This window comes from Aquimarina gracilis (assembly GCF_035285365.1).
Lineage (GTDB): Bacteria > Bacteroidota > Bacteroidia > Flavobacteriales > Flavobacteriaceae > Aquimarina > Aquimarina gracilis.
This window is the reverse complement of sequence record NZ_JAYKLX010000008.1, coordinates 1-20,169: the sequence shown is the minus strand read 5'-3', so window position 1 is coordinate 20,169 and position 20,169 is coordinate 1. Positions and strand designations below refer to the sequence as shown.

Sequence of the window (20,169 nt, the reverse complement as noted above, 5' to 3'; positions counted from 1 at the left end):
TTACTTCGCATTTCTTAGTTCTACAGAATTAATAATACGTTCTGCAATATCTTTTGCATAACGATCCTCTGAATTATACACGACCATAATCTGCTGGAAACCGCCTTTTTCAGCAAAATTCAGCATAAAATAATCTCCTTTTTGTGTCTTTTTTGTCACAGGATTTTCTTTTTGCATACTTCCATAAACTTTAAGTCCTTTTGCTCCACCAAGCGTTTGATACTCATCTGTTTTGAAAGTTATATTTTTTGCTCCCTTTGCTTCCATACCTCCAATAGCACCTTCCACGGCTTTTTCAAGGTCCATTTGAGTTTTTTGATTAAAACTCACTGTACTTACAGAAATGAAAAAATCTCCTAATAAGCCGCCATACACAAAAGTTTCATTTCCTTTAAGAACTTGCTTTTGTTGCTCGGTAAGTTTAAAGTTATTTCTGATCAATACTTTTGGAGTAGATATAGTTACCCCTGGTGACCCATAAGCACTAGTGATCCATTCGGTTTCGGCCAATTCTTTTGTAGGATGACCTAATAAGGTGTCTTTTACTAAATCGTATCCTTTAACTGCAATAAAAACAATAAGTGTTATAGCTACAACAGAAACTCCAGCCAAGCTACCGAAGATTATTTTCTTTCTACGTTTTTTCTCTGCGACTATCTTTCTATACTCTTCATCTGCCAACAATTCTTCTTCTGTTGGTTCAGGAATTGCTTCTTTTGTCTCATTAATTACACGCTCGATCACATTTCGATCTGCTTTGGCCGTACCAATATCGGGTTTTGATCTTGCAAATTTGGCCATATCGGCCGTTTTAAGAACACTTTTTAGTTCTTCGATTGTATTTTTATCCAGATTAAGTGCTCCTGATTTAATTTCTTCATCCAAGCGAATAATTAACTCGTCTGTTGTGCTTTCTAGTGCATGATCATATACTTCTTCATCAATATATCTACGTGCTGTTTCACTTAATTGAGAATAGTATTCTTTATGCGAATCTTTTTCAAGCAAATGAGACTCGTCGATACGTTGCAGTGCTAACATTGCTCTTTCGTAAGGAGGTAACTCTTCTTCTTTGGCTTCTTTTCTTTTTTTCTTCCTGAAAACAAAATAGGCTATCATGCCAAGTAATACTAAGGGCACAAGCACCCACCAAATGTATTTCTTCCAATTGAAAAAGGAAGCATTGACGTCTACCAGAGGTTTGATTTCAAACATTTTTTGTTTGGTGGTATCTACCAATACATCTCTTACTTCAACGTTAAGTGAATCTGTATAAAACACCTGTTCACCTACCATTATCTTTTGCCTTGGAATAGTGTATTGACCCGAATCAAATTGAGTAAGCGCATATTCTTTGATTAATCCAAAACGATTTCCATTTCTGGCAGTATCGATCTTATAAGACTCTATTACTTCGAGAGGAGTAAATGTTTGCCCTTCTGGGAATACTACAATTTGTGTAGAATCGGCTTCAACTTGTACTTTATATCGAATTTCTTCTCCGATTTTGATTGAAGTTGAATCTACCGTTGCCGAGACCTGAGCAAAACTCATTTCGGCAAAAAGCAATAAGAAGGATATCAACAACATCCCTCTTACCCCTATTAAAAGGGGAGCATCTATTATTATATTTTTAAAATTTCGTTTCATTGTTACAGTTTTCAGCCTTCGCTGAAATGACAAAAAGGTTTATCCTCTTCTTTTAAAATAGCCTAATAATTTTTTTACATAGCTTTCGTCTACTCTGCTGCTTAATGATCCAGCTCCGCTTCTATTAAAACTATCTCTAAAATACTCTACTCGCTCTTGATAATATTTGCTATAGTTTGTTCGTATTTTTTTTGATCCCGTATTTACCAACATCAATTCGCCTGTTTCTTCATCTTCCATCTGCACCATACCAAGATTTGGAATTTCTTCTTCTCTTCGATCATATACCCGAATCCCGGTGACATCATGTTTTCCTCCTACAATTTTAAGCGTCTGTTGGTAGTCGTCTGTTATAAAATCTGATAATATAAAAACGATAGCTTTCTTTTTCATTACATTCGAAAGAAACTTTAATGCCTCGGTAATGTTGGTTCTTTTACTTTTGGGTTCAAACTCCAGTAACTCTCTAATGATTCGAAGTACATGAGATCGTCCCTTTTTTGGAGGAATGAATAACTCGATTTCATCGGTAAACAAAATCAACCCGATTTTATCATTATTTTGTGTTGCTGAAAAAGCCAATGTAGCGGCAATTTCGGTAATGATTTCTTTTTTGAATTGTTGTTGGGTACCAAAAAACTGAGATCCCGAAACATCGACCATAAGCATCATAGTGAGCTCTCGCTCTTCTTCGAATACTTTGATATAAGGCTCGTTGTACCTCGCAGTAACATTCCAATCGATATTACGTACATCATCCCCAAATTGATATTGTCGAACCTCGCTAAATGTCATACCACGACCTTTGAAGGTAGAATGGTATTCTCCTCCAAAAATATGATCGCTTAAGCGACGTGTTTTTATTTCAATTTTCCTAACTTTCTTAAGTAACTCTTTGGTATCCATTTCTCAGATTTATGATTTACGATTTGGGATTTACGATTTCAGCTGAAAACAACTCCGAAATCGTAATTCTAAAATCCAAAATCCTATGGTACTTCAATCTCGTTTACAATCTTATTGATAATATCGACAGAGGTTACATTTTCGGCTTCTGCTTCATAAGTAATACCGATACGATGACGCAACACATCATGAACAATAGCGCGAACATCTTCTGGGATTACATACCCTCTTCGTTTAATAAATGCGTAACATTTTGCCGCTGTTGCCAGATTAATACTACCTCGAGGAGATGCCCCAAAGTTGATAAGTGGCTTTAATTCTTCTAAACCATATTTCTCTGGATAACGCGTGGCAAAAATGATATCAAGAATGTATTTTTCGATTTTTTCGTCCATATATACCTCTCTTACCGCTTTTTGCGCATTCAAAATTTGTTCAAGAGAGATCACAGGATTCACTTGCTCGAAAGACCCTTTTAGGTTGGCACGAATGATTAATTGCTCTTCGTCTAATTTTGGATAATCGATCACCGTTTTTAGCATAAAACGGTCTACCTGTGCTTCTGGTAAAGGATAGGTTCCTTCTTGCTCTACAGGGTTTTGAGTTGCCATTACCAAGAATGGTTTATCCAATATAAAGGTTTCATCCCCTATGGTTACTTGCTTCTCTTGCATAGCTTCTAACAAGGCACTTTGCACTTTTGCCGGGGCACGGTTGATCTCATCAGCCAATACAAAATTGGCAAAAATAGGTCCCTTTTTAATAGAGAAATCATTCTCTTTCATATTAAATATCAAAGTACCCACAACATCGGCAGGTAGAAGGTCGGGGGTAAACTGGATTCGGCTAAAACTACCATGAACAGCCCTGGACAATGTATTAATTGCCAGAGTTTTTGCCAATCCGGGAACTCCCTCAAGTAGAATATGTCCTTGACCCAGTAGTCCGATAAGCAGGCGCTCTACCATATGTTTCTGACCTACAATTACCTTATTCATTTCTAAAGTAAGTAAATCTACAAAGGCAGATTCTTTCTCTATTTTCTGGTTGATTGAAGCAATATCAATAGAACTATTTTCTTCCATCTATTTTATTTTTTAAAGGCGTGAATTTAACATTACTAATTCAACATTGCAAATTGTCGAAATAATTTTCGCGCACTTGTTAATTGTTGGTTAAATGTATATAACACATGCCCAAATTTTACAGTATATTTAAAGCAATTTTAGAAAAAATTCGACATACGAATTCTCATCATTTTCTATGATGGGTTTATCAAAAGACGGACTACTTAAGTAGGTGTTGCATTTTTTTGAACAATAATATATGAAGATGAAAACAGCGTTAATTACAGGAGCTACCAGTGGCATTGGAAAATCTACTGCCATCGAGCTGGCAAAACACAATATTGATCTTATCCTTTGCGGGAGAAGGCAAGATCGTTTGAATCAATTACAAAGTGAATTAAGCAACTCAGTAAAAGTCCACACACTTTGTTTTGATGTTAGGGATAAAGAAAAGGTTTTTCAAAGTATCGATGGTATACCCAAGGATTTTGGTTCTATCGATATTTTGATCAACAATGCAGGAAATGCACACGGTCTTGATCCTATCCAAACGGGCAATATCGATGACTGGGATGCCATGATCGACATCAATGTAAAAGGCTTGTTATACGTTTCTAAGGCTGTAATCCCAAAAATGATCGATCAAAAATCGGGGCATATTATAAATATAGGCTCTATTGCAGGAAAAGAAGTATATCCCAACGGCAATGTTTACTGTGCCAGCAAACATGCCGTTGATGCGATTAACAAAGGGATGCAAGTTGATCTTAATCAATATGGCATCAAAGTAGGTGCAATACATCCTGGATTGGTCGAAACCGAATTTAGTAATGTGCGTTTTAAAGGTGATGATCAACGTGCCGATAGTGTTTATAAAGGTTTTGATCCTTTAACACCAGAAGACATCGCAGATATTATTGCCTTTGTAATTACTCGCCCATACCATGTTAATATTGCAGATCTAATTGTTTTTCCAACGGCACAAGCTAGTAGTACCGTCGTTAAGAAAAAGTTGTAAAAAATTTCTTATTGTCTATTTTTATTATTTATTTATTAAAGCCACATTATAAATCATTTGAAGAGCTAGAAATTTATAAATTAGCAAGACAACAATGTAATGAAATTTGGAAACTAATTATTAATACTTCTTTAGGGAAAGATTATAAGCTTCGAGAACAGATTAATGGATCTTCAGACTCAGTAATGGATAATATAGCCGAAGGATTTGGTCGTGGAGGAAATAAAGAATTTATCAATTTTTTAAGCTATGCCAAAGGATCTTGTTCAGAAACTAAAGCTCAATTACAAAGAGCATTAGACAGAAATCATATTACAGAAAAAGATTATTCTAAATTATCAAAGAGAAGTCAAGAATTAATTGATCAAATCGCAAAATTCATTAATTATTTAAAAAAGTCTGAAAGAAAGGGCCCAAAATTTGATTAATAAGCAATAGAAATGTAAAATAGCCAATAATTGTGATCAACAAGCGCCTACTTATTAAAAACCTGCTGGCACATAATGACGAGAATAGTTTTTATGATAAGAAGCGTAAGCTTAATATTGGCGAAAAAGAAGGCAAAGCGAAGTTTCTTAAACATATTTGCGCATTATCCAACTCTAACCCTAATAACAATTCATATATCGTGATAGGAGTCGAAGATGAAGATAATCAAATTGTTGGTGTTGATTTTTTTGATGATAGTAAAATTCAAAATTTGGTGAATGCTTACCTGGATAACCCACCCCTTGTCGCTTATGAGAATATTCCGTTCCCACACTTACCAAGTGATAAGGTTGTCGGACTGGTTTCTATACGCTCACAATCCGACAAAATATGTTCGCTGCGTAAAAACATCTGGAAATATTATGGCGGCACTGTTTTTTTAAGAGATGGCAGCATAAGCATGCCCAAAGTTTTTGATATCGAAGTCAAAGATGTAAATTCTGAAATAGTAAATTCTATAGAAAGCCATGCACAAAACAATATAGAACTCACTCTTGATGGTGTTTTCGATTTTATGAATTCTAGAATCGACTATAATCCTGCATACAAGGTTTTTAAAGAGTATTTTGTGGTGTGTTGGGCCGGAAAAGAAAAAAGACAAAATGGCGAAACGTATTATTCTCGGGTTGATATCGAATTGATTAATGAACATGTAAAGTTGTTTTATTCTGAACTCGATGAAGTGAGCATTTCTCTTACTGAAGATCAATTTAAAATTATTGAGTATGTACAATTAGGGCTTCAGGATACTTATAAATATTATCCTCTTGAAGAAGTAGTAATAACATTTAAAGATAATGCCAATTATGACATAGAAAGCCAACTCTTATTTGAACCCCCGCAGTTCGATAGAAAAACTCTTTTTCATTTATACAATAGTAATAATGCACTGCTTGACAAGTTAAAAAGCAAAGTACCTTTATCAAAAAATGATAAAAAAGATATTCATAATCTTCCTGCAACGTATTTACTTTGTTATTTTAATGATTTTAGCGAGGCAAAAGATAAGTTAGAAGAAGCTAAACCTTATTTAAAAACCTATGATAAAAAGATTTATATACTCTATAAAGAAAGCATAAGAATTCTTAGAAAAGTACGATATAGTTGAAAAATAGACTTTCTATAAAATTTTCGTAAGTTTATAAATAGTGGTTTTAGAAATCTATGATTTTATAACAAACAGAAAAAATATCCCAAATGAGCAGAACCCTGGCAATAGGAGATATGCATGGTGCCCTTAAAGCGCTTCGACAATTAATAGAGCGAGCCAAAATATCACCAGAAGATTCATTAATTTTCCTGGGTGACTATGTAGATGGCTGGAGTGAAAGTGCATCCCTGGTTTCCTTTCTCATCCAACTTAAAAAAACCCATAACTGCACCTTCATACGAGGCAACCATGACGACCTTTGTTACAGCTGGTTAACACAAAAAACCTATAATCCCGAATGGATGATTCATGGCGGACAAGCTACTATTGATTCCTATTCAAAACTATCAGAAGCGGAAATAAATACACATTTACAATTCTATCAAGAACTTATTAATTATCACATAGATCATAATAATCGTTTGTTTCTTCACGCTGGCTTCTCTAATCTACATGGACCTCATCGAGAATATTTTGATGAAACATTTTATTGGGACAGAACTTTGTGGGAAACAGCACTAGCTCTAAATCCAAATCTCAAACCTACTGATTTTAATTACCCAAAGCGATTATTACTATTCGACGAAATATACATAGGTCACACTCCTGTAACTCGAATAGAAAAAACAATTCCGGTAAATGCCTCTTGTGTCTGGAATATTGATACTGGAGCGGCTTTTAAAGGGCCTCTTACCGCTATAGATATTGATACCAAAGAGTATTGGCAAAGTGATCCGGTTTATACGTTGTACCCTAATGAAAATGGACGAAATTAAAATCCAATAACGATAACACTAGATCTCACTAAAGAAATATCGTAAAATGTATATTTCGCAATTATAATACAGAACCCGTTATAACCAAGAATTTGAATATAAAAATGATTACTTTGTAAGTAATTTATTATAACTGCAATGAAAGTATCGAATCATTCATTTATAAAAATCATAACCATACTTACTATAATTCTAGTATTTCTTAACGTATTGGTTATGAGTTCCTATACAATGTATGAGAGAAGGTTATCAAGATTACTTTCAATTTGTAGTTACTTTGTGGTTCTCCTATTATTTAAAGGCCATAGAGACAAAAACATAATATTTGTATTTATCTTACTCATCTTGGCCGATGTTTTCAATTTAAATTATGAGCATATCACTTTGGGAAAATTGATTTCCATCGTTAAAATTGGCGCTTATATTTTGCTCATAAAAAGTGTGTTTACCAAACTTACCCTGTTCAAAAACATAAAACCAATATTTCATTTTTTTATTGGAGTAATAGTAGTTTTAAATTTAGGATTCGCCATTCAAACAATATGGAACACCTCAGATAAAATGAATGACACTTTGGATTTGATTTTGTTTCTGGTTTATGGCATTACCATAATTGGTGTAATCATAGCAGCTATACAATATAACTTTAGGTATCATACTAAGCGATCAATGTATTTCGCTTACTTCGTTTTTGGACTAGTACTTTCAGATATTTCATGGTTTATTGCCTATTTTTTAGAGCTTTTCCTGGCCTTCTATGCCGATATCTCATTCTATATAATAGGCTTATATTGTATAGTACGATATGCCGTTGAGACTTCCAAAAATGACGATGTTTTATTGTTCGAGGATTAATGGTGAACAACAACGAAATGTAAGTAAGTTTCTGAGATCAATACATCTTAAACAATTATAATTTTCTAATTGCTTTTAACCTATCTTACAATTTTGTAGCTTTAGAACACGAATTTATAAACAGACTACAAATGGGAATTTTTGACGAAATAAAGAAAAAACTAAGCCACGAGTTTATTGATATAGTAGAATGGTTAGATTATACCGATGACACCATTGTACATCGATTTGAACGTTACCAAAACGAAATAAAAAACGGAGCGCAACTTATAGTACGCGAAGGACAAACTGCTGTATTTATTAATGAAGGACAATTGGCAGATGTTTTTACTCCAGGAACTTATACGCTAAACACCCAAAACTTACCAATTTTGGCAACTTTGAAAGGTTGGAAATACGGGTTTAATAGTCCTTTTAAAGCAGAAGTGTATTTTGTTAACACACACTTGTTTACCGATGAAAAATGGGGTACCAAAAACCCAATTACACTTAACGATGATCGTTTTGGTTTGGTAGAAATTCGTGCCTTTGGTACCTACGCCTTTAAAATTAATGATGCTGGTAAATTTATTATTGATATAGTAGGTACCGATGCAAATTTTACCAATTTTGAAATCAATGAACATCTTAAAAGCTTAATCTCTACACGTTTTACAGATACTATTGGCGAAGCCAATCTTCCTATAGAATTATATGCAGCCAATACTACCGAGTTATCTGAAACATGCCTTGAAGTAATGCAACCCGAGTTCAACTCGGTTGGGATTTCTCTAGAAAAATTCTTTATAGAAAATGTGTCTATGCCCGAAGAATTAAAGAAAGAGATATTCGAATACAGTAGAATAGATAAATTAGATCTGGATAAGCTTACCAAATTTAAAACCGCCAAAGCTATTGAGGCGGCAGCAGCCAATGAAGGTGGTACAGCAGGAGCCGGTATGGGAATGGGAATGGGATTTGTACTTGCCCAACAAATGGGTGGCATGATGAATCCAATGGGTGGACAACAAAGAGCGGCAAGCCCACAACAACAAGCTCCAGTTGCTCCTCCTCCAATGCCCACTCAAGTACAGTATTTTTACGCTAGTAACGGACAGCAAGCCGGTCCGGTTTCATTTGATCAATTGCAAGCCCTGTTTGCCAATAGAACAGTAAACCGAGATTCATTAATATGGAAACAAGGTATGGCAAATTGGACTGCGCTAAAAGATGTAGAAGAACTAAAATCTTTTCTAGGTGGTAACACTCCGCCTCCATTACCTGGTAGCTAAAAATTTTTACAAGATAATACCGTAATAGTCATTACAACCTTCTCTACAATGGAGAGAAGGAATTAATTTTAATCCAGTATTCGTTCCTAAATGGAAGAACAAAAAAAAGCTGCTTCAGAACAAAAGAAGGCCTGCATTAATTGTGGTGCAGAGTTAAAATACAAACCTGGAACCACAAATATTACTTGTGAATATTGTGGCCATGAGGAAACTATAGCCCAAAATGAAGATGGTTTTCAAGAATTAGAACTAAAACCTTATCTCAACGAAATGGGGTCTCAATCTCATTCTGAAGAAATCATGATGTTGCACTGCAAAAATTGTGGTGCCAACCAGCATATTGAAGAAAACTACAAGTCGCTACATTGTGTCTATTGCACGATGCCTTTGATTATTGAAGATGCGTATAAAGAAGACTGGATACTACCGGGCGCAGTTCTTCCTTTTCAATTTAATCAGAAAAAATCTCATCAAATCTTTGCAAAATGGGTAAAAGGGTTGTGGTTCGCTCCCAACAACCTTAAAAAGGCCGCTTTAGATCCTCAAAACACCAAGGGATTGTACCTGCCCTACTGGACTTTTGATGCGCAATTATTTGCCAATTATACTGGAGAGCGTGGCGATTATTATTATGTAAATGTACCCTATACAACAACAGTAAATGGTAAAACGGTTCGAAAAACGAGGCAAGAACGTAGAACAAAATGGACTCCCACCAGGGGTGCCATTAGTGGTTTTATAGATGATACTTTGATTAAAGCTTCACACCAGCGTAAAAACGCAATACCTTCAAAAATTTCAAATTGGAACCTAGAAGCTCTCGAATCTTTTAATCCCAGTTTCTTATCGGGGTTTGTAACCGAAAAATATACAATCCCTTTAAAAGACGGTCATTTGTCTTCTACCAAAGAAGCAGAGAAAATTGCAGTTTCCTGGGCAAGAAGGGATATTGGAGGCGATACACAGCGCGTGCATGGAGTCGATATGAGTTTATCTGAAGAAACGTTCAAACACATTTTGCTACCTGTATATATAAGTGCCTATCGCTTTAATGGAAAGAAATATAATTTTTTTGTGAATGGACAAACAGGTACAATTTCTGGCAGTCGGCCTTACTCTTTCTGGAAGATTTTCTTTTTCGTATTATTTATCATTATAGTGATTGTAGTTCTGGTTGCCATATCGCAATAAAAACGTTTTTATTTGACTTTGAACCGTACAACTTCATAAATTGTTTCTTTAGTATCAGGATCCGAACACAAAGTCTCTCTCAGGATAAAAGAAATCATCTTATCCTTGATCGCTTTTCGTTCAAACATATCTAAAGTTTTGCTGTTTTTTCTCAAAAAAATCAATGTAATATCCTGTCCTGAAGAAATAGAATTTACCAAAGCCGATCCAGATCTTACCACTTTTTTTACCTTAACCTTTGCTGTTGCTTTATAAATCTTATCGCATACCGATTTGTCTTTAAAAAAACTTAAAACCGATCCCGAAACATGCACAGCATTAGGTTCCATTAAAGGCTTAAACTTTGTAACATCCCTTTTTGTTACCTCATTTTTTGTCGGATCACCAAGAATGGGCCTTTCAACTTTTTCTTTAATATCTTTTTCTTCTTTCTCCTGGGCTATACAATTCGAATTAAATAAAAAAAAGGCGATAACCGAAAGAGCAAATACAATCTTATTCATGACTTTACTTTAAAAAATAACTTATTTGATAATCTTGAAGCCTAAAATCTCATAGGACCTTTGGCTTTGATCAATACACATACGTTCTCGAGCGGTCACCAAAATTTCCTGACCAATTGCCAATTCATTCTCGAGCTTTCTGGTTTTAGCTAAAAAATTTACAAAACCCATAACCGGCTCACTATTGGCCGCTAGTGGTTTTGAGATAAAGCGGCCGGTTCTAATCACATTTTTAACTTTTAGTTTTACAGCCACCCGGTATTTTCTATCACAAAGACTTGCTTCAATTATTATATCGGCAATAGACCCTACTAATTCCATAGAGCCAGGGTCTTCACTTTGATCTTCTATATCGGTAAACTTTGGTTTGCCTATTTCATTTTCGGTGGCAATATTGTTTTTTGTTTCCTTAGTAACGCTTGCCGGTTTACAAGAACAAAAAACGAATATTACTATACTGCAAAGTATCCTATACATATTGTAAAAATAAAAAAAGGAGTCAAATATTTGACTCCTTTTTTCTTTGGATAAACAATTTATCTTTTTACCAGTTTCACATTTCTAGCAAAATCCTTTCCTCTAATTTTTGCAAAATAGAATCCAGATTGGTTTGCTGATGAATCCCACTCAAAGTTGAAATTCTTATCAATGTTCGACTTTGCATACACCAATTTACCTGATATATCATATATGTTTATAGATAAGTCCCCTTGGCTATCTATACCGTTAAAGCTAAACACAAACTTACCAGAAGAGGGGTTTGGAGCTACAAAAGTATTTACCGAAGACTTATTAAGGGTAGCCAAAAGCTGCTTAGTCGATTCAGAATTTTCAACAGAACCAAAAATCTGGAAAATTTGATCTGTTGGCGGTCTACCAAGAGACAAAGACACTGGTGTCCAGTCTACTGCACCGGTTCCAAACAAATTAAAATTATCTCTAAATTGAGGTTCCTGTCCAACTCCGCCACTTTGAGCTTGCCAGTACCATTGGGTAGCATCTGGTCTAAAGTTCAACGTAGCATATATTGATAACCAATACTTACCGCTTTCTAAAGTAACGGCCTCAGGAAATACAAGATTTAAATCAGGATTTGATGTTCCATATACAGAAGAAATGCTACCACTATTGTATACTTCTTCTCCTGGAGCTCCATCATTATCGCTATAAATAATGGCTGTAGCATTATCAAGTGTCGGAGCATTACGTTTTGCACCAAAAGCTAATATTTGATCGATTGTCCATTGTGTATTTTCAGGTACTACAAAATCATCAGCAATTTGAGCTAAAGCCCCTCCAAAATCAAGGAATGACTGAGAAGGCACATCGGTAATTACAGGTTCTGTTTGTTCATATATAGCACCTTCGCGAAATACTAAAACATTGAATCCTGCAGAAACTTGTTCTCCTCCAGCAGTGGCAATCAAATTAATTGTGGAACTTCCTATCATCCCTTCTCCGAATGATAATGTAAGTGAATCTTCTTCTAGAGAGGCACTTACTAAATCGGAATTGCCATTTACAACTTCTATATCAATTGAAGCTCCCTGAGAGCTCACAAACAATCCTGTAATATCGATAGTTACATCTTCGCTGTCCTGTGGAAAAGTAAGATTATCTAATCCATATGCCACACTTAAAGAAAGCTCTGGGATATCATTAAAAACAGGGAATCTAGCACTGTAAAGACCATTTCCGTGAGCAGCTACAGCAATAAAACCATCTTTACGAGTTCTTACCTCATCGGTAACAGCATTTCCTATAGCAAATGGTTCTTTGATCCAGCGTGTTCTTTCTCCATTTAATCTAGTAGCATAATACAACCCTGTACTTGTTGCAGCAAATACTCTTTGAGTTCTTGAACCTAAAAAGCCTTGGCTACCTCCTAAAAATGCCGTACTTCTTACTGAAGGTCCATTTCCTGTTCCATCTGCATTTTCTTCCAGGTTACCACTTATGTTGGTCCATGTTTCACCTCCGTCTTCGGTAAGGTATAAACTAATAATCCCATAATTTGAAAAAGTAACGATTACTCTGTCTGCATTTGAAGCATCTACATTGATATCATTTACGAATCCAGCAGGAAGACCTTTTCCAGCCGAGATATCAATTGCTTCTTGTCCATCAAGATTCGCATTATCCATGCGATAAATACCTCCAACATTAGAACCATAATACAATCTGTTGGCAACAGGGTATTGAGACACATCTAAAGCAGTAATTCTTGAAGTAATAGTAGGATCCTCACTTATTGGAATTTGTGAGGTCTGTAATCCTACCCAATTCACACTAGTAGTAGCATTCGAAAATAATGGAATTTCATCAAGATTATTATTTCTCCAGATTGTTCTACCACCAGGTAGATACATTATATTATCATTATTTGGATCTAACACAAAAGGTGCAATAAATGCAAGACCGTCTACTCGTGTAGGACGTACTCTTGTAAAAGATTCAAAAGCTCCTGTTTCATCAAAATTAAGTCTATAAAGGTTTCCTCCTTGTGAAGACACATATCTGGTTCTACCGCCATCTGCAAACGCACTATAAGATCCATCTCCTCCAAAATCCTCGGTCCAAGGTGTAGTAGGGTCTGTAGAATTTGTGTACCATGTTCCATTATCCTGAAAACCAGCTAACAGGTCATCAGAATTAGCTTCTGGATCAAAAGATACATGATAAGGTTGGGTGGTCAAATACCCATTATTAAGTGAAACCCAATCTACAGGTTCCTCTGGAGAAAGTGTAGTTGTTATATCCTCTGTAACCGCAACTCCACCATCTGACCCAGTTAATGCTTTGTTTGGATTAGATGGGTAGAAAAGTAATACATGCTGATCTGGGTGTTGATCTGGATAAACACTTACATCATTTAAAGGTGAATATCCACCAACCCAACTCTCTTGACCAGCAGGTGTTGTAAATCCTGTTGTAGATCTATATAAATTAGTACCTCCTACAAAAACCAAATTTGGATCTGCTGGACTAACCTTTACTACCATATTATAATTTCCTTGTAGGTTTAAGTTACCTACTCTTCCTCCGATTGTGGTAGGAAGGTTAGCACTTAAATCGATCCACATTTCTTCTGGTGTTGCTGCATCGGCATCATATTTAAATAAAAACGCTGAACTAGTTCCAAGGATATGAGAGAAGAAGTAAACAATACTTTCATTAGAAGGGTCTATCCCCATTACCGTTCTACCAAATGCTGGTGGAATAGTTGCCGGTGTAATTGATGTCCACTCATTACCATCGGTCGAAGTAAAAAACCCAGCATTTGGATCGCCAGATAATTCTATAGTCGCATAAATCTGACCTGTTGTGGTAATGTTTATTTCTGTAATATTATCAGGTCCTCCCGCTAGTACTTCTTGAAAAGAATTACCTCCATCTTGTGAACGGTGTATTCCGTTTAATGTAGCGACATAAAGATCCCCACTTACTGGATGGATAGCTATAGAGTTTATAATATCAAATGGAGAAATAGAATTTACATCTCCGTCATTAGTACTTTCCAAAAGTCTCCAGGTTCTTCCTCCGTTTACAGATTTGTATACACCAGTACCTGCAAAAAATGCACCTCCTGCACCTGCAGAGTTTCCTCTAAATTCTCCTGATCCATAATACCACGTATTATGTCTACCCGGTCTTGGGTCCTGAACAATAGTAGTAATACTAGGAGATTGTCTACGATTGGTCACCTTTCTCCATGATTGTCCTGCATCAATAGAGCGCCATAATCCTCCAGATACACCACCTGCAAGAATAATGTTTTCATTGGTTCTATCGATCGCCAATGCTCTTGTTCTTCCCCCTACATTAAAAGGTCCTCTGTTCTGCCAATATGAAAATCGGCTGGATTTGGATGACTTTGCAGATTTTGCCGCTACCGAAAGAGACTTCTTAGAATCGTTCCCCTCGGGAATTCTACTTGAAAACTCAAGTTCTGCATCGTTGATCCCACTAGGAATTTTACCCGTATTCGGATCTCTTAATCTTTGGAATTCATACTCCATTCTGGCTTCAATGTCTTCACCAGGACGTTTGATTTTTGGAGTATTGTCGAATAACTTTGATTGTTTGTACAACTTATGCCCTTGCGGTTTTGAGGGTAGTTGTTCACCAGATGAATCGGTTAGACCATTGGTTCGTTGTTGGGCGTTTAAAGTGATAGTCCCCAACAAAACTATTCCCCAAACTAAACGTTTGGAATAAAATAGAAATGTTTTCATTTTTTAAGCTGATTTGTGAGTAATTCGCAAATCTAACTTAAATTCTCGACATTTTTTCTTAAAAATTCATAATTTTTAATACTTTTTTATGTATTTCGTAAAAAAAATTGAGGTTTTTTTAACCAAATTCCTAATATTAAACGAATGTTAATAATAAAAAAGCTTTGTCTAAAACATCTTTGCAATCCGTTATTCTTAACATCCTGAGCTATTGTTTTTCTAATATTATTTCTACACTTTCGGTAATGACATGGCAGGCATCTTTTTCAACTACAACAGGTTCTGTTACACTATTGGTATATCCGCTTTTTGTTGCGGTTATGATATAGATTCCTGTTCGTTCGAATGCTCCAAAAAATGCATTTGACCCGGTAAAGTTTTCAAGCGTTTCTTGATATTCATTATCGGTTGCTATCACAGCTACCCCTTCTGTCAAAAATGCTCCTCCTATGCCATCTCTTACGGTCACTTCTAGACCTGCTCGTGCTTCGTCGGTACAAAAAATAGGATCTTGAGTTGTGTCATCATCATTATTACAGGCTACACAAGTAATTAGTAAAATAATTATAACTAGCTTCTTCATGCATTTACAATTTTATTTGTATTTCTTTTTACTATGTACTAGATGCTGTTTAAATCTTATGGTTGCGTTAAGTATTTATCAAGAGACAAATTCTTTATACACCGCAATAGGTATAAGAGCCGTCCAGCCACAGAAATCTTTTTTAGCTGGCATTCCATAGGATATCAGATCTGGTGAATAATTTTCCCAAAAAGTATGGGTCATTGCAAAAACTTCGGCTACAGATTGATATGTTTTTTGTGCCAATCTTTTGGCCAAAGTATCCTGACCACAAACTTTCAATCCCTTAAGTACCATGTATGATGTTGGCGCCCATACTCCACCTCTCCAATAATCACCCCAACCTCTATAATCGGGATCATCTGCAGAAAGAGCAGGCAATGGTGTACGTCTTCCAAATTCTTCGGGGTTTTCGAGATGAGATAAAAAACGTTCCATACGATCTTCGGGTACCACTTTACCTAGTAGCGCCCAATACATTCCTATATGTTTTCGTTTTATTTGTTTCCCAAATCCCAGGTCGTAATATATGCTGTCTTCTTCGTTCCAACAAAACTTGTTGATTGCCCGGGATATTTTGTCATGAATTTCGGTATAAGATGCAATATCTTCTGAAACTCCTATTACTTCGGCAATGGTTTTTAATTGATCTGCCAACATAGCCATCTGACTTGAAAAATCCACCAATCTCCCCTGCTTATTCCATACGCCCTGTAAAGTTTTGGGGTATTCAGCAATAAAAGTGTTTAATCGTTCTTCGCCAGTTGCGTCCATTTTGCCTAATTTTTCTCCCAATTCATGATGCGTCATTCCATTACCATCGTTGTTCCACCCTTTTGGATAGCGTTGTATGTTATCCATTCCCATTCCCAAAGTATCTGCATAAAACAAATCATCTTCCATTTGATACGTACGTACCAAAAATTCGAAATTCTTTTTCAAAATGGGATACACTTTTTTAAGTCGTTCTTTATCTTGAGAAATTGAGTAAATTTCTAGCTCTGCAAAAGCTAATAGCGGTGGGTTTATAGATACTGGATGTTCTTTGGACCAAAGCGGTGATCCATCCTGTCTATATTCTCTACAAATGTAACCGTCGTTATCTATTCGATCATAAAAATTATCGAGAGCCTGATATACCGGAAGCTCATCTAAATGGTATTTTGCAAAGCAAACCATAAAACAGGTATCCCAAAGAAAGATGTTTTGCGAAAATGCTGCATCGATAAATGGTTTTTTGAAAAATAATTCTGTATCTCCTCCTCTTACCTTGGATTTTGTGATCTCGAGGGCGCGATTATACATTCGCTCGGATAATTCTGGAGTAACCTTAAAATCTGAAGGACAATCTGGCTTCGGTTTGGTTTCTGAAACGGTCGTTTCGTCTTTACAAGCATACATTCCGGAAATCCCCATAACGCTAACAGTGAGACCCAGTTTTTTTGTGAATTCTCTTCTTTGCATAAGCCCATTATTTTTCAGAAAGTTACGCAATCGAATGTATCCAACAAAAAAAGCATCTCGATAATCGAGATGCTTTCAACTTATTATTTGAAGAATTGCGATGTCTATAAATCAAATTTGATTCCTTGAGCCAGTGGTAACTCTGTAGTATAATTAATTGTATTGGTCTGACGACGCATATATACTTTCCAGGCATCAGATCCAGATTCACGTCCACCACCAGTTTCTTTTTCGCCTCCAAAAGCTCCGCCAATCTCGGCTCCCGAGGTTCCAATATTTACATTGGCAATACCACAATCTGATCCTGCGTGTGATAGAAACCGCTCTGCTTCGCGAAGGTTATTCGTCATAATTGCCGAAGATAATCCTTGTGCCACTCCATTTTGTAATTCGATCGCATTCTCGACCTCGCCACTGTATTTCAAAAGATATAAAACCGGAGCAAAAGTTTCATGTTGTACAATCTCAAAAGCATTATTGGCTTCGGCAATGGCTGGTTTTACATAGCAACCACTTTCATACCCTTCTCCAGAAAGCACTCCTCCTGCTACAACAATATTTCCTCCTTCTTTGACTACTTTTTCGAGTGCATTTTGATATCCTTTTACAGCATCTTTGTCAATTAATGGGCCTACATGATTATTTTCGTCGAGGGGATTTCCTATTCTCAACTGCCCATAGGCATCTACAACAGCATTTTTTACCTTATCATAAATTGATTCGTGAATAATCAAACGACGTGTAGAAGTACAGCGTTGTCCTGCGGTACCAACAGCACCAAATACGGCACCAATCACCGTCATTTTGATATCGGCATCAGGTGTAACGATTATTGCGTTGTTACCTCCTAATTCTAATAATGATTTTCCTAAACGTTGCCCTACTGTAGCCGCAACAATTTTACCCATACGAGTAGATCCCGTTGCAGAAACCAGCGGAACTCGTTTATCGGTAGTCATCATCTCACCTACTTTATAGTCTCCATTAATCAAACAGGATATACCTTCAGGTAAATTATTTTCTTTTAATACTTTGGCTATTATATTTTGACAGGCAACTCCACAAAGTGGTGTTTTTTCGCTTGGTTTCCAAACGCAAACATCTCCACAGATCCACGCTAGGGCCGTATTCCATGACCAAACCGCTACAGGAAAATTAAATGCCGAAATAATCCCTACAATCCCAAGTGGGTGATATTGCTCATACATTCTGTGTCCAGGTCGTTCTGAGTGCATAGTTAACCCGTGCAATTGTCTTGAAAGACCGACTGCAAAATCACAGATGTCGATCATCTCTTGTACCTCACCCAATCCTTCTTGGTAAGATTTTCCCATTTCGTATGAAACTAATTTACCAAGAGGTTCCTTTAGTTTACGAAGCTCTTCACCAAATTGTCGTACAATTTCACCTCGTTGCGGAGCTGGCATTACTCTCCAGGACTTAAAGGCTTCGGCTGCTGTTTCAATTACTTTTTCGTAATCATCCTTTGCTGTGGTTTCTACCTTCCCTATTAATTCGCCATCTACCGGTGAATATGAGGTAATTGCTTCGCCACTAGAAAACCAGTTTGATCCTGTTGAAGTTCCTTTATTATGATCTGAAACACCTAATTGTTGTAGGGCTTCCTGAATCCCAAAATCTACTACTGCTGTTGCCATATTATTTGTTACTTTTTGAAAAGGTAAAGATACTGTGTTTTGCAGATATATTAAATTTTGACCTGTTATTACATCAGTTTTGAATAATTTTTTAAAAAACAACCCTTAAAAAAATCAATTTCTCAACCAAAAAGTAGTATTAGAACTAAATTGATTCTAGACTTCTTCAGAAACAAATCGCTTATCTGTTGGCATTACGGTTCCGCAATTATTACATGTTCTCAGGGTTTTACTGCCGTAAAAATGTTTAAAGTGCTTTAAAAAATCTTTTTCAATATCATGTAGTTTAAAATACACTTCGTGTAATTTGTTATTGCAGTTATCACAAAACCATAACAATCCATCTTCGGCTTCGAGATCTACTCGTTTTCTTTCGATTACCAGGCCAATAGACCCTTCATACCGAACAGGTGAATGTGGAACTTTTGCAGGATGTAAATACATATCTCCCGGACCTAATTTCATGGTTTTCTTTTCTCCATTTTCTTGAATATGCACTTCGATGGTGCCTTCGAGCTGATAAAAAAGCTCTTCGGTCTCGTTGTAATGATAATCTTTTCGGGCATTTGGTCCTGCCACGATCATCACAATATAATCGCCGGCGTCTTTATATAAATTTTTATTTCCTACAGGCGGTTTTAAAGTATCTCTGTTTTCTTCAATCCACTGATTGAGATTAAATGGTTTTTGAATCGCCATACATCAATTTTTAAGGAATATAAAAGTACGGAAATGAATGGGAAATCTTATAAACTTTTGTAATAAGACATCGAGTTATCTTTCTATGAACTAATCTCACACCATTTCCTCGACCAACACCCCACCAAACCTCACCCGCGCACGTCGGCAACTCTCCCCCACACATTTTTATCGACCAGCGGCACACGGTAGCTGCTCCGCACAGGGTGGTGACCTTTCCGCGCACTAGTTTTATCGACCAACAGCACCCGGCAGTTGCTCCGCACAGGTAGGTAACCTTCCCCCGCGCTAGGTGTATCGATCAGCGGTATAGGGTGACCTGTCCCCGCGGGGTGGCAACCTTCTCCCACACAATTTTATCGATCAGCGGTACACGGCAGGTGCTCCGCGCAGGTAGGTAACCTTCCCCCACGCTAGGTGTATCGATCAGCGGTATAGGGTGACCTGTCCCCACAGGTAGGTGACTCTCCCGCGCACCAGGGTGAGGCGTCCGCACGGTGCGGAGACCCCAACCTAGTGCGCGGGCCAGTAATAATGGGGGTTTTGTTAAACTAACATGAGTTTGAAATAAGAAAAATGCCTGAAACAAACTAAATGTTTGATACTTAGCTCTTTTCAATTTTCTCCCCCTCTTCAAAGGAAAGGAGTTAAGAA

General features: G+C 36.6%; 17 protein-coding genes. 7 read left to right on the top strand and 10 right to left on the bottom strand.

Annotation, left to right across the window (positions count from 1 at the left end; translation table 11 throughout):
• The 3 genes from U6A24_RS16780 to U6A24_RS16770 form a co-directional block, all read right to left on the bottom strand.
• Nucleotides 1-1,650 carry a BatD family protein gene (locus U6A24_RS16780; RefSeq protein ID WP_324181157.1) on the bottom strand — a complete coding sequence of 550 codons (1,650 nt, stop codon included), beginning with the start codon at nucleotides 1,648-1,650 and terminating at the stop codon, nucleotides 1-3.
• Between the two features lie 39 nt (nucleotides 1,651-1,689).
• Nucleotides 1,690-2,556: a DUF58 domain-containing protein gene (locus tag U6A24_RS16775; protein WP_324181156.1), complete on the bottom strand. Its 867-nt coding sequence runs from the start codon at nucleotides 2,554-2,556 to the stop codon at nucleotides 1,690-1,692.
• Nucleotides 2,557-2,639: 83 nt separating this feature from the next.
• The gene (locus U6A24_RS16770; protein WP_324181155.1) at nucleotides 2,640-3,641 is read right to left on the bottom strand and encodes an AAA family ATPase; all 1,002 of its coding nucleotides are present in this window, start codon (nucleotides 3,639-3,641) and stop codon (nucleotides 2,640-2,642) included.
• A 247-nt stretch (nucleotides 3,642-3,888) separates the two neighbouring features.
• Here U6A24_RS16770 and U6A24_RS16765 point away from each other — a divergent pair, with 247 nt between their 5' ends.
• From U6A24_RS16765 to U6A24_RS16735, 7 genes are all read left to right on the top strand, one after another.
• A complete protein-coding gene (locus U6A24_RS16765) occupies nucleotides 3,889-4,641 on the top strand; it encodes an SDR family NAD(P)-dependent oxidoreductase (protein ID WP_407654062.1) in 753 nt (250 codons plus the stop codon).
• An 11-nt stretch (nucleotides 4,642-4,652) separates the two neighbouring features.
• The gene (locus U6A24_RS16760; protein ID WP_324181153.1) at nucleotides 4,653-5,069 is read left to right on the top strand and encodes a four helix bundle protein; all 417 of its coding nucleotides are present in this window, start codon (nucleotides 4,653-4,655) and stop codon (nucleotides 5,067-5,069) included.
• Nucleotides 5,070-5,101: 32 nt separating this feature from the next.
• Nucleotides 5,102-6,238 (top strand): ATP-binding protein, encoded by a 1,137-nt coding sequence (locus U6A24_RS16755; protein ID WP_324181152.1) that lies wholly within the window; start codon nucleotides 5,102-5,104, stop codon nucleotides 6,236-6,238.
• A gap of 89 nt (nucleotides 6,239-6,327) precedes the next feature.
• On the top strand, nucleotides 6,328-7,056 hold the full coding sequence (locus U6A24_RS16750) for a metallophosphoesterase (RefSeq protein WP_324181151.1): 729 nt from the start codon (nucleotides 6,328-6,330) through the stop codon (nucleotides 7,054-7,056).
• Between the two features lie 216 nt (nucleotides 7,057-7,272).
• On the top strand, nucleotides 7,273-7,911 hold the full coding sequence (locus tag U6A24_RS16745) for a hypothetical protein (RefSeq protein ID WP_324181150.1): 639 nt from the start codon (nucleotides 7,273-7,275) through the stop codon (nucleotides 7,909-7,911).
• Nucleotides 7,912-8,042: 131 nt separating this feature from the next.
• Nucleotides 8,043-9,182: an SPFH domain-containing protein gene (locus U6A24_RS16740; RefSeq protein ID WP_324181149.1), complete on the top strand. Its 1,140-nt coding sequence runs from the start codon at nucleotides 8,043-8,045 to the stop codon at nucleotides 9,180-9,182.
• Between the two features lie 90 nt (nucleotides 9,183-9,272).
• On the top strand, nucleotides 9,273-10,373 hold the full coding sequence (locus U6A24_RS16735; protein ID WP_324181148.1) for a DNA helicase PriA: 1,101 nt from the start codon (nucleotides 9,273-9,275) through the stop codon (nucleotides 10,371-10,373).
• An 8-nt stretch (nucleotides 10,374-10,381) separates the two neighbouring features.
• On the opposite strand, the gene U6A24_RS16730 is transcribed toward U6A24_RS16735, so the two are convergent.
• From U6A24_RS16730 to U6A24_RS16700, 7 genes are all read right to left on the bottom strand, one after another.
• Complete coding sequence (locus tag U6A24_RS16730; RefSeq protein ID WP_324181147.1) at nucleotides 10,382-10,876, bottom strand: hypothetical protein; 495 nt, start codon at nucleotides 10,874-10,876, stop codon at nucleotides 10,382-10,384.
• Nucleotides 10,877-10,897: 21 nt separating this feature from the next.
• A complete protein-coding gene (locus U6A24_RS16725) occupies nucleotides 10,898-11,353 on the bottom strand; it encodes a hypothetical protein (protein ID WP_324181146.1) in 456 nt (151 codons plus the stop codon).
• A 59-nt stretch (nucleotides 11,354-11,412) separates the two neighbouring features.
• Nucleotides 11,413-15,111: a T9SS type A sorting domain-containing protein gene (locus U6A24_RS16720; protein ID WP_324181145.1), complete on the bottom strand. Its 3,699-nt coding sequence runs from the start codon at nucleotides 15,109-15,111 to the stop codon at nucleotides 11,413-11,415.
• 208 nt (nucleotides 15,112-15,319) lie between these two features.
• The gene (locus tag U6A24_RS16715; protein WP_324181144.1) at nucleotides 15,320-15,694 is read right to left on the bottom strand and encodes a hypothetical protein; all 375 of its coding nucleotides are present in this window, start codon (nucleotides 15,692-15,694) and stop codon (nucleotides 15,320-15,322) included.
• Between the two features lie 78 nt (nucleotides 15,695-15,772).
• Nucleotides 15,773-17,158 (bottom strand): MGH1-like glycoside hydrolase domain-containing protein, encoded by a 1,386-nt coding sequence (locus U6A24_RS16710; protein WP_324181143.1) that lies wholly within the window; start codon nucleotides 17,156-17,158, stop codon nucleotides 15,773-15,775.
• Between the two features lie 104 nt (nucleotides 17,159-17,262).
• Nucleotides 17,263-18,816, bottom strand: coding sequence for an L-piperidine-6-carboxylate dehydrogenase (amaB, locus tag U6A24_RS16705; RefSeq protein ID WP_324181142.1), 1,554 nt, complete (start codon nucleotides 18,814-18,816; stop codon nucleotides 17,263-17,265).
• Nucleotides 18,817-18,972: 156 nt separating this feature from the next.
• Entirely contained in the window at nucleotides 18,973-19,515 is a 543-nt protein-coding gene (locus U6A24_RS16700) for a 3-hydroxyanthranilate 3,4-dioxygenase (RefSeq protein WP_324181141.1), read from the bottom strand.
• Nucleotides 19,516-20,169: the final 654 nt, after the last annotated feature.

Excerpts from the sequence above, each read along its gene's own strand:
- U6A24_RS16780 (WP_324181157.1), bottom strand. The coding sequence starts at position 1,650 with ATGAAACGAAATTTTAAAAATATAATAATAGATGCTCCCCTTTTAATA.
- U6A24_RS16775 (WP_324181156.1), bottom strand. The coding sequence starts at position 2,556 with ATGGATACCAAAGAGTTACTTAAGAAAGTTAGGAAAATTGAAATAAAA.
- U6A24_RS16770 (WP_324181155.1), bottom strand. The coding sequence starts at position 3,641 with ATGGAAGAAAATAGTTCTATTGATATTGCTTCAATCAACCAGAAAATA.
- U6A24_RS16765 (WP_407654062.1), top strand. The coding sequence starts at position 3,889 with ATGAAAACAGCGTTAATTACAGGAGCTACCAGTGGCATTGGAAAATCT.
- U6A24_RS16750 (WP_324181151.1), top strand. The coding sequence starts at position 6,328 with ATGAGCAGAACCCTGGCAATAGGAGATATGCATGGTGCCCTTAAAGCG.
- U6A24_RS16745 (WP_324181150.1), top strand. The coding sequence starts at position 7,273 with ATGAGTTCCTATACAATGTATGAGAGAAGGTTATCAAGATTACTTTCA.
- U6A24_RS16740 (WP_324181149.1), top strand. The coding sequence starts at position 8,043 with ATGGGAATTTTTGACGAAATAAAGAAAAAACTAAGCCACGAGTTTATT.
- U6A24_RS16735 (WP_324181148.1), top strand. The coding sequence starts at position 9,273 with ATGGAAGAACAAAAAAAAGCTGCTTCAGAACAAAAGAAGGCCTGCATT.
- U6A24_RS16730 (WP_324181147.1), bottom strand. The coding sequence starts at position 10,876 with ATGAATAAGATTGTATTTGCTCTTTCGGTTATCGCCTTTTTTTTATTT.
- U6A24_RS16725 (WP_324181146.1), bottom strand. The coding sequence starts at position 11,353 with ATGTATAGGATACTTTGCAGTATAGTAATATTCGTTTTTTGTTCTTGT.
- U6A24_RS16720 (WP_324181145.1), bottom strand. The coding sequence starts at position 15,111 with ATGAAAACATTTCTATTTTATTCCAAACGTTTAGTTTGGGGAATAGTT.
- U6A24_RS16715 (WP_324181144.1), bottom strand. The coding sequence starts at position 15,694 with ATGAAGAAGCTAGTTATAATTATTTTACTAATTACTTGTGTAGCCTGT.
- U6A24_RS16710 (WP_324181143.1), bottom strand. The coding sequence starts at position 17,158 with ATGCAAAGAAGAGAATTCACAAAAAAACTGGGTCTCACTGTTAGCGTT.
- amaB (WP_324181142.1), bottom strand. The coding sequence starts at position 18,816 with ATGGCAACAGCAGTAGTAGATTTTGGGATTCAGGAAGCCCTACAACAA.
- U6A24_RS16700 (WP_324181141.1), bottom strand. The coding sequence starts at position 19,515 with ATGGCGATTCAAAAACCATTTAATCTCAATCAGTGGATTGAAGAAAAC.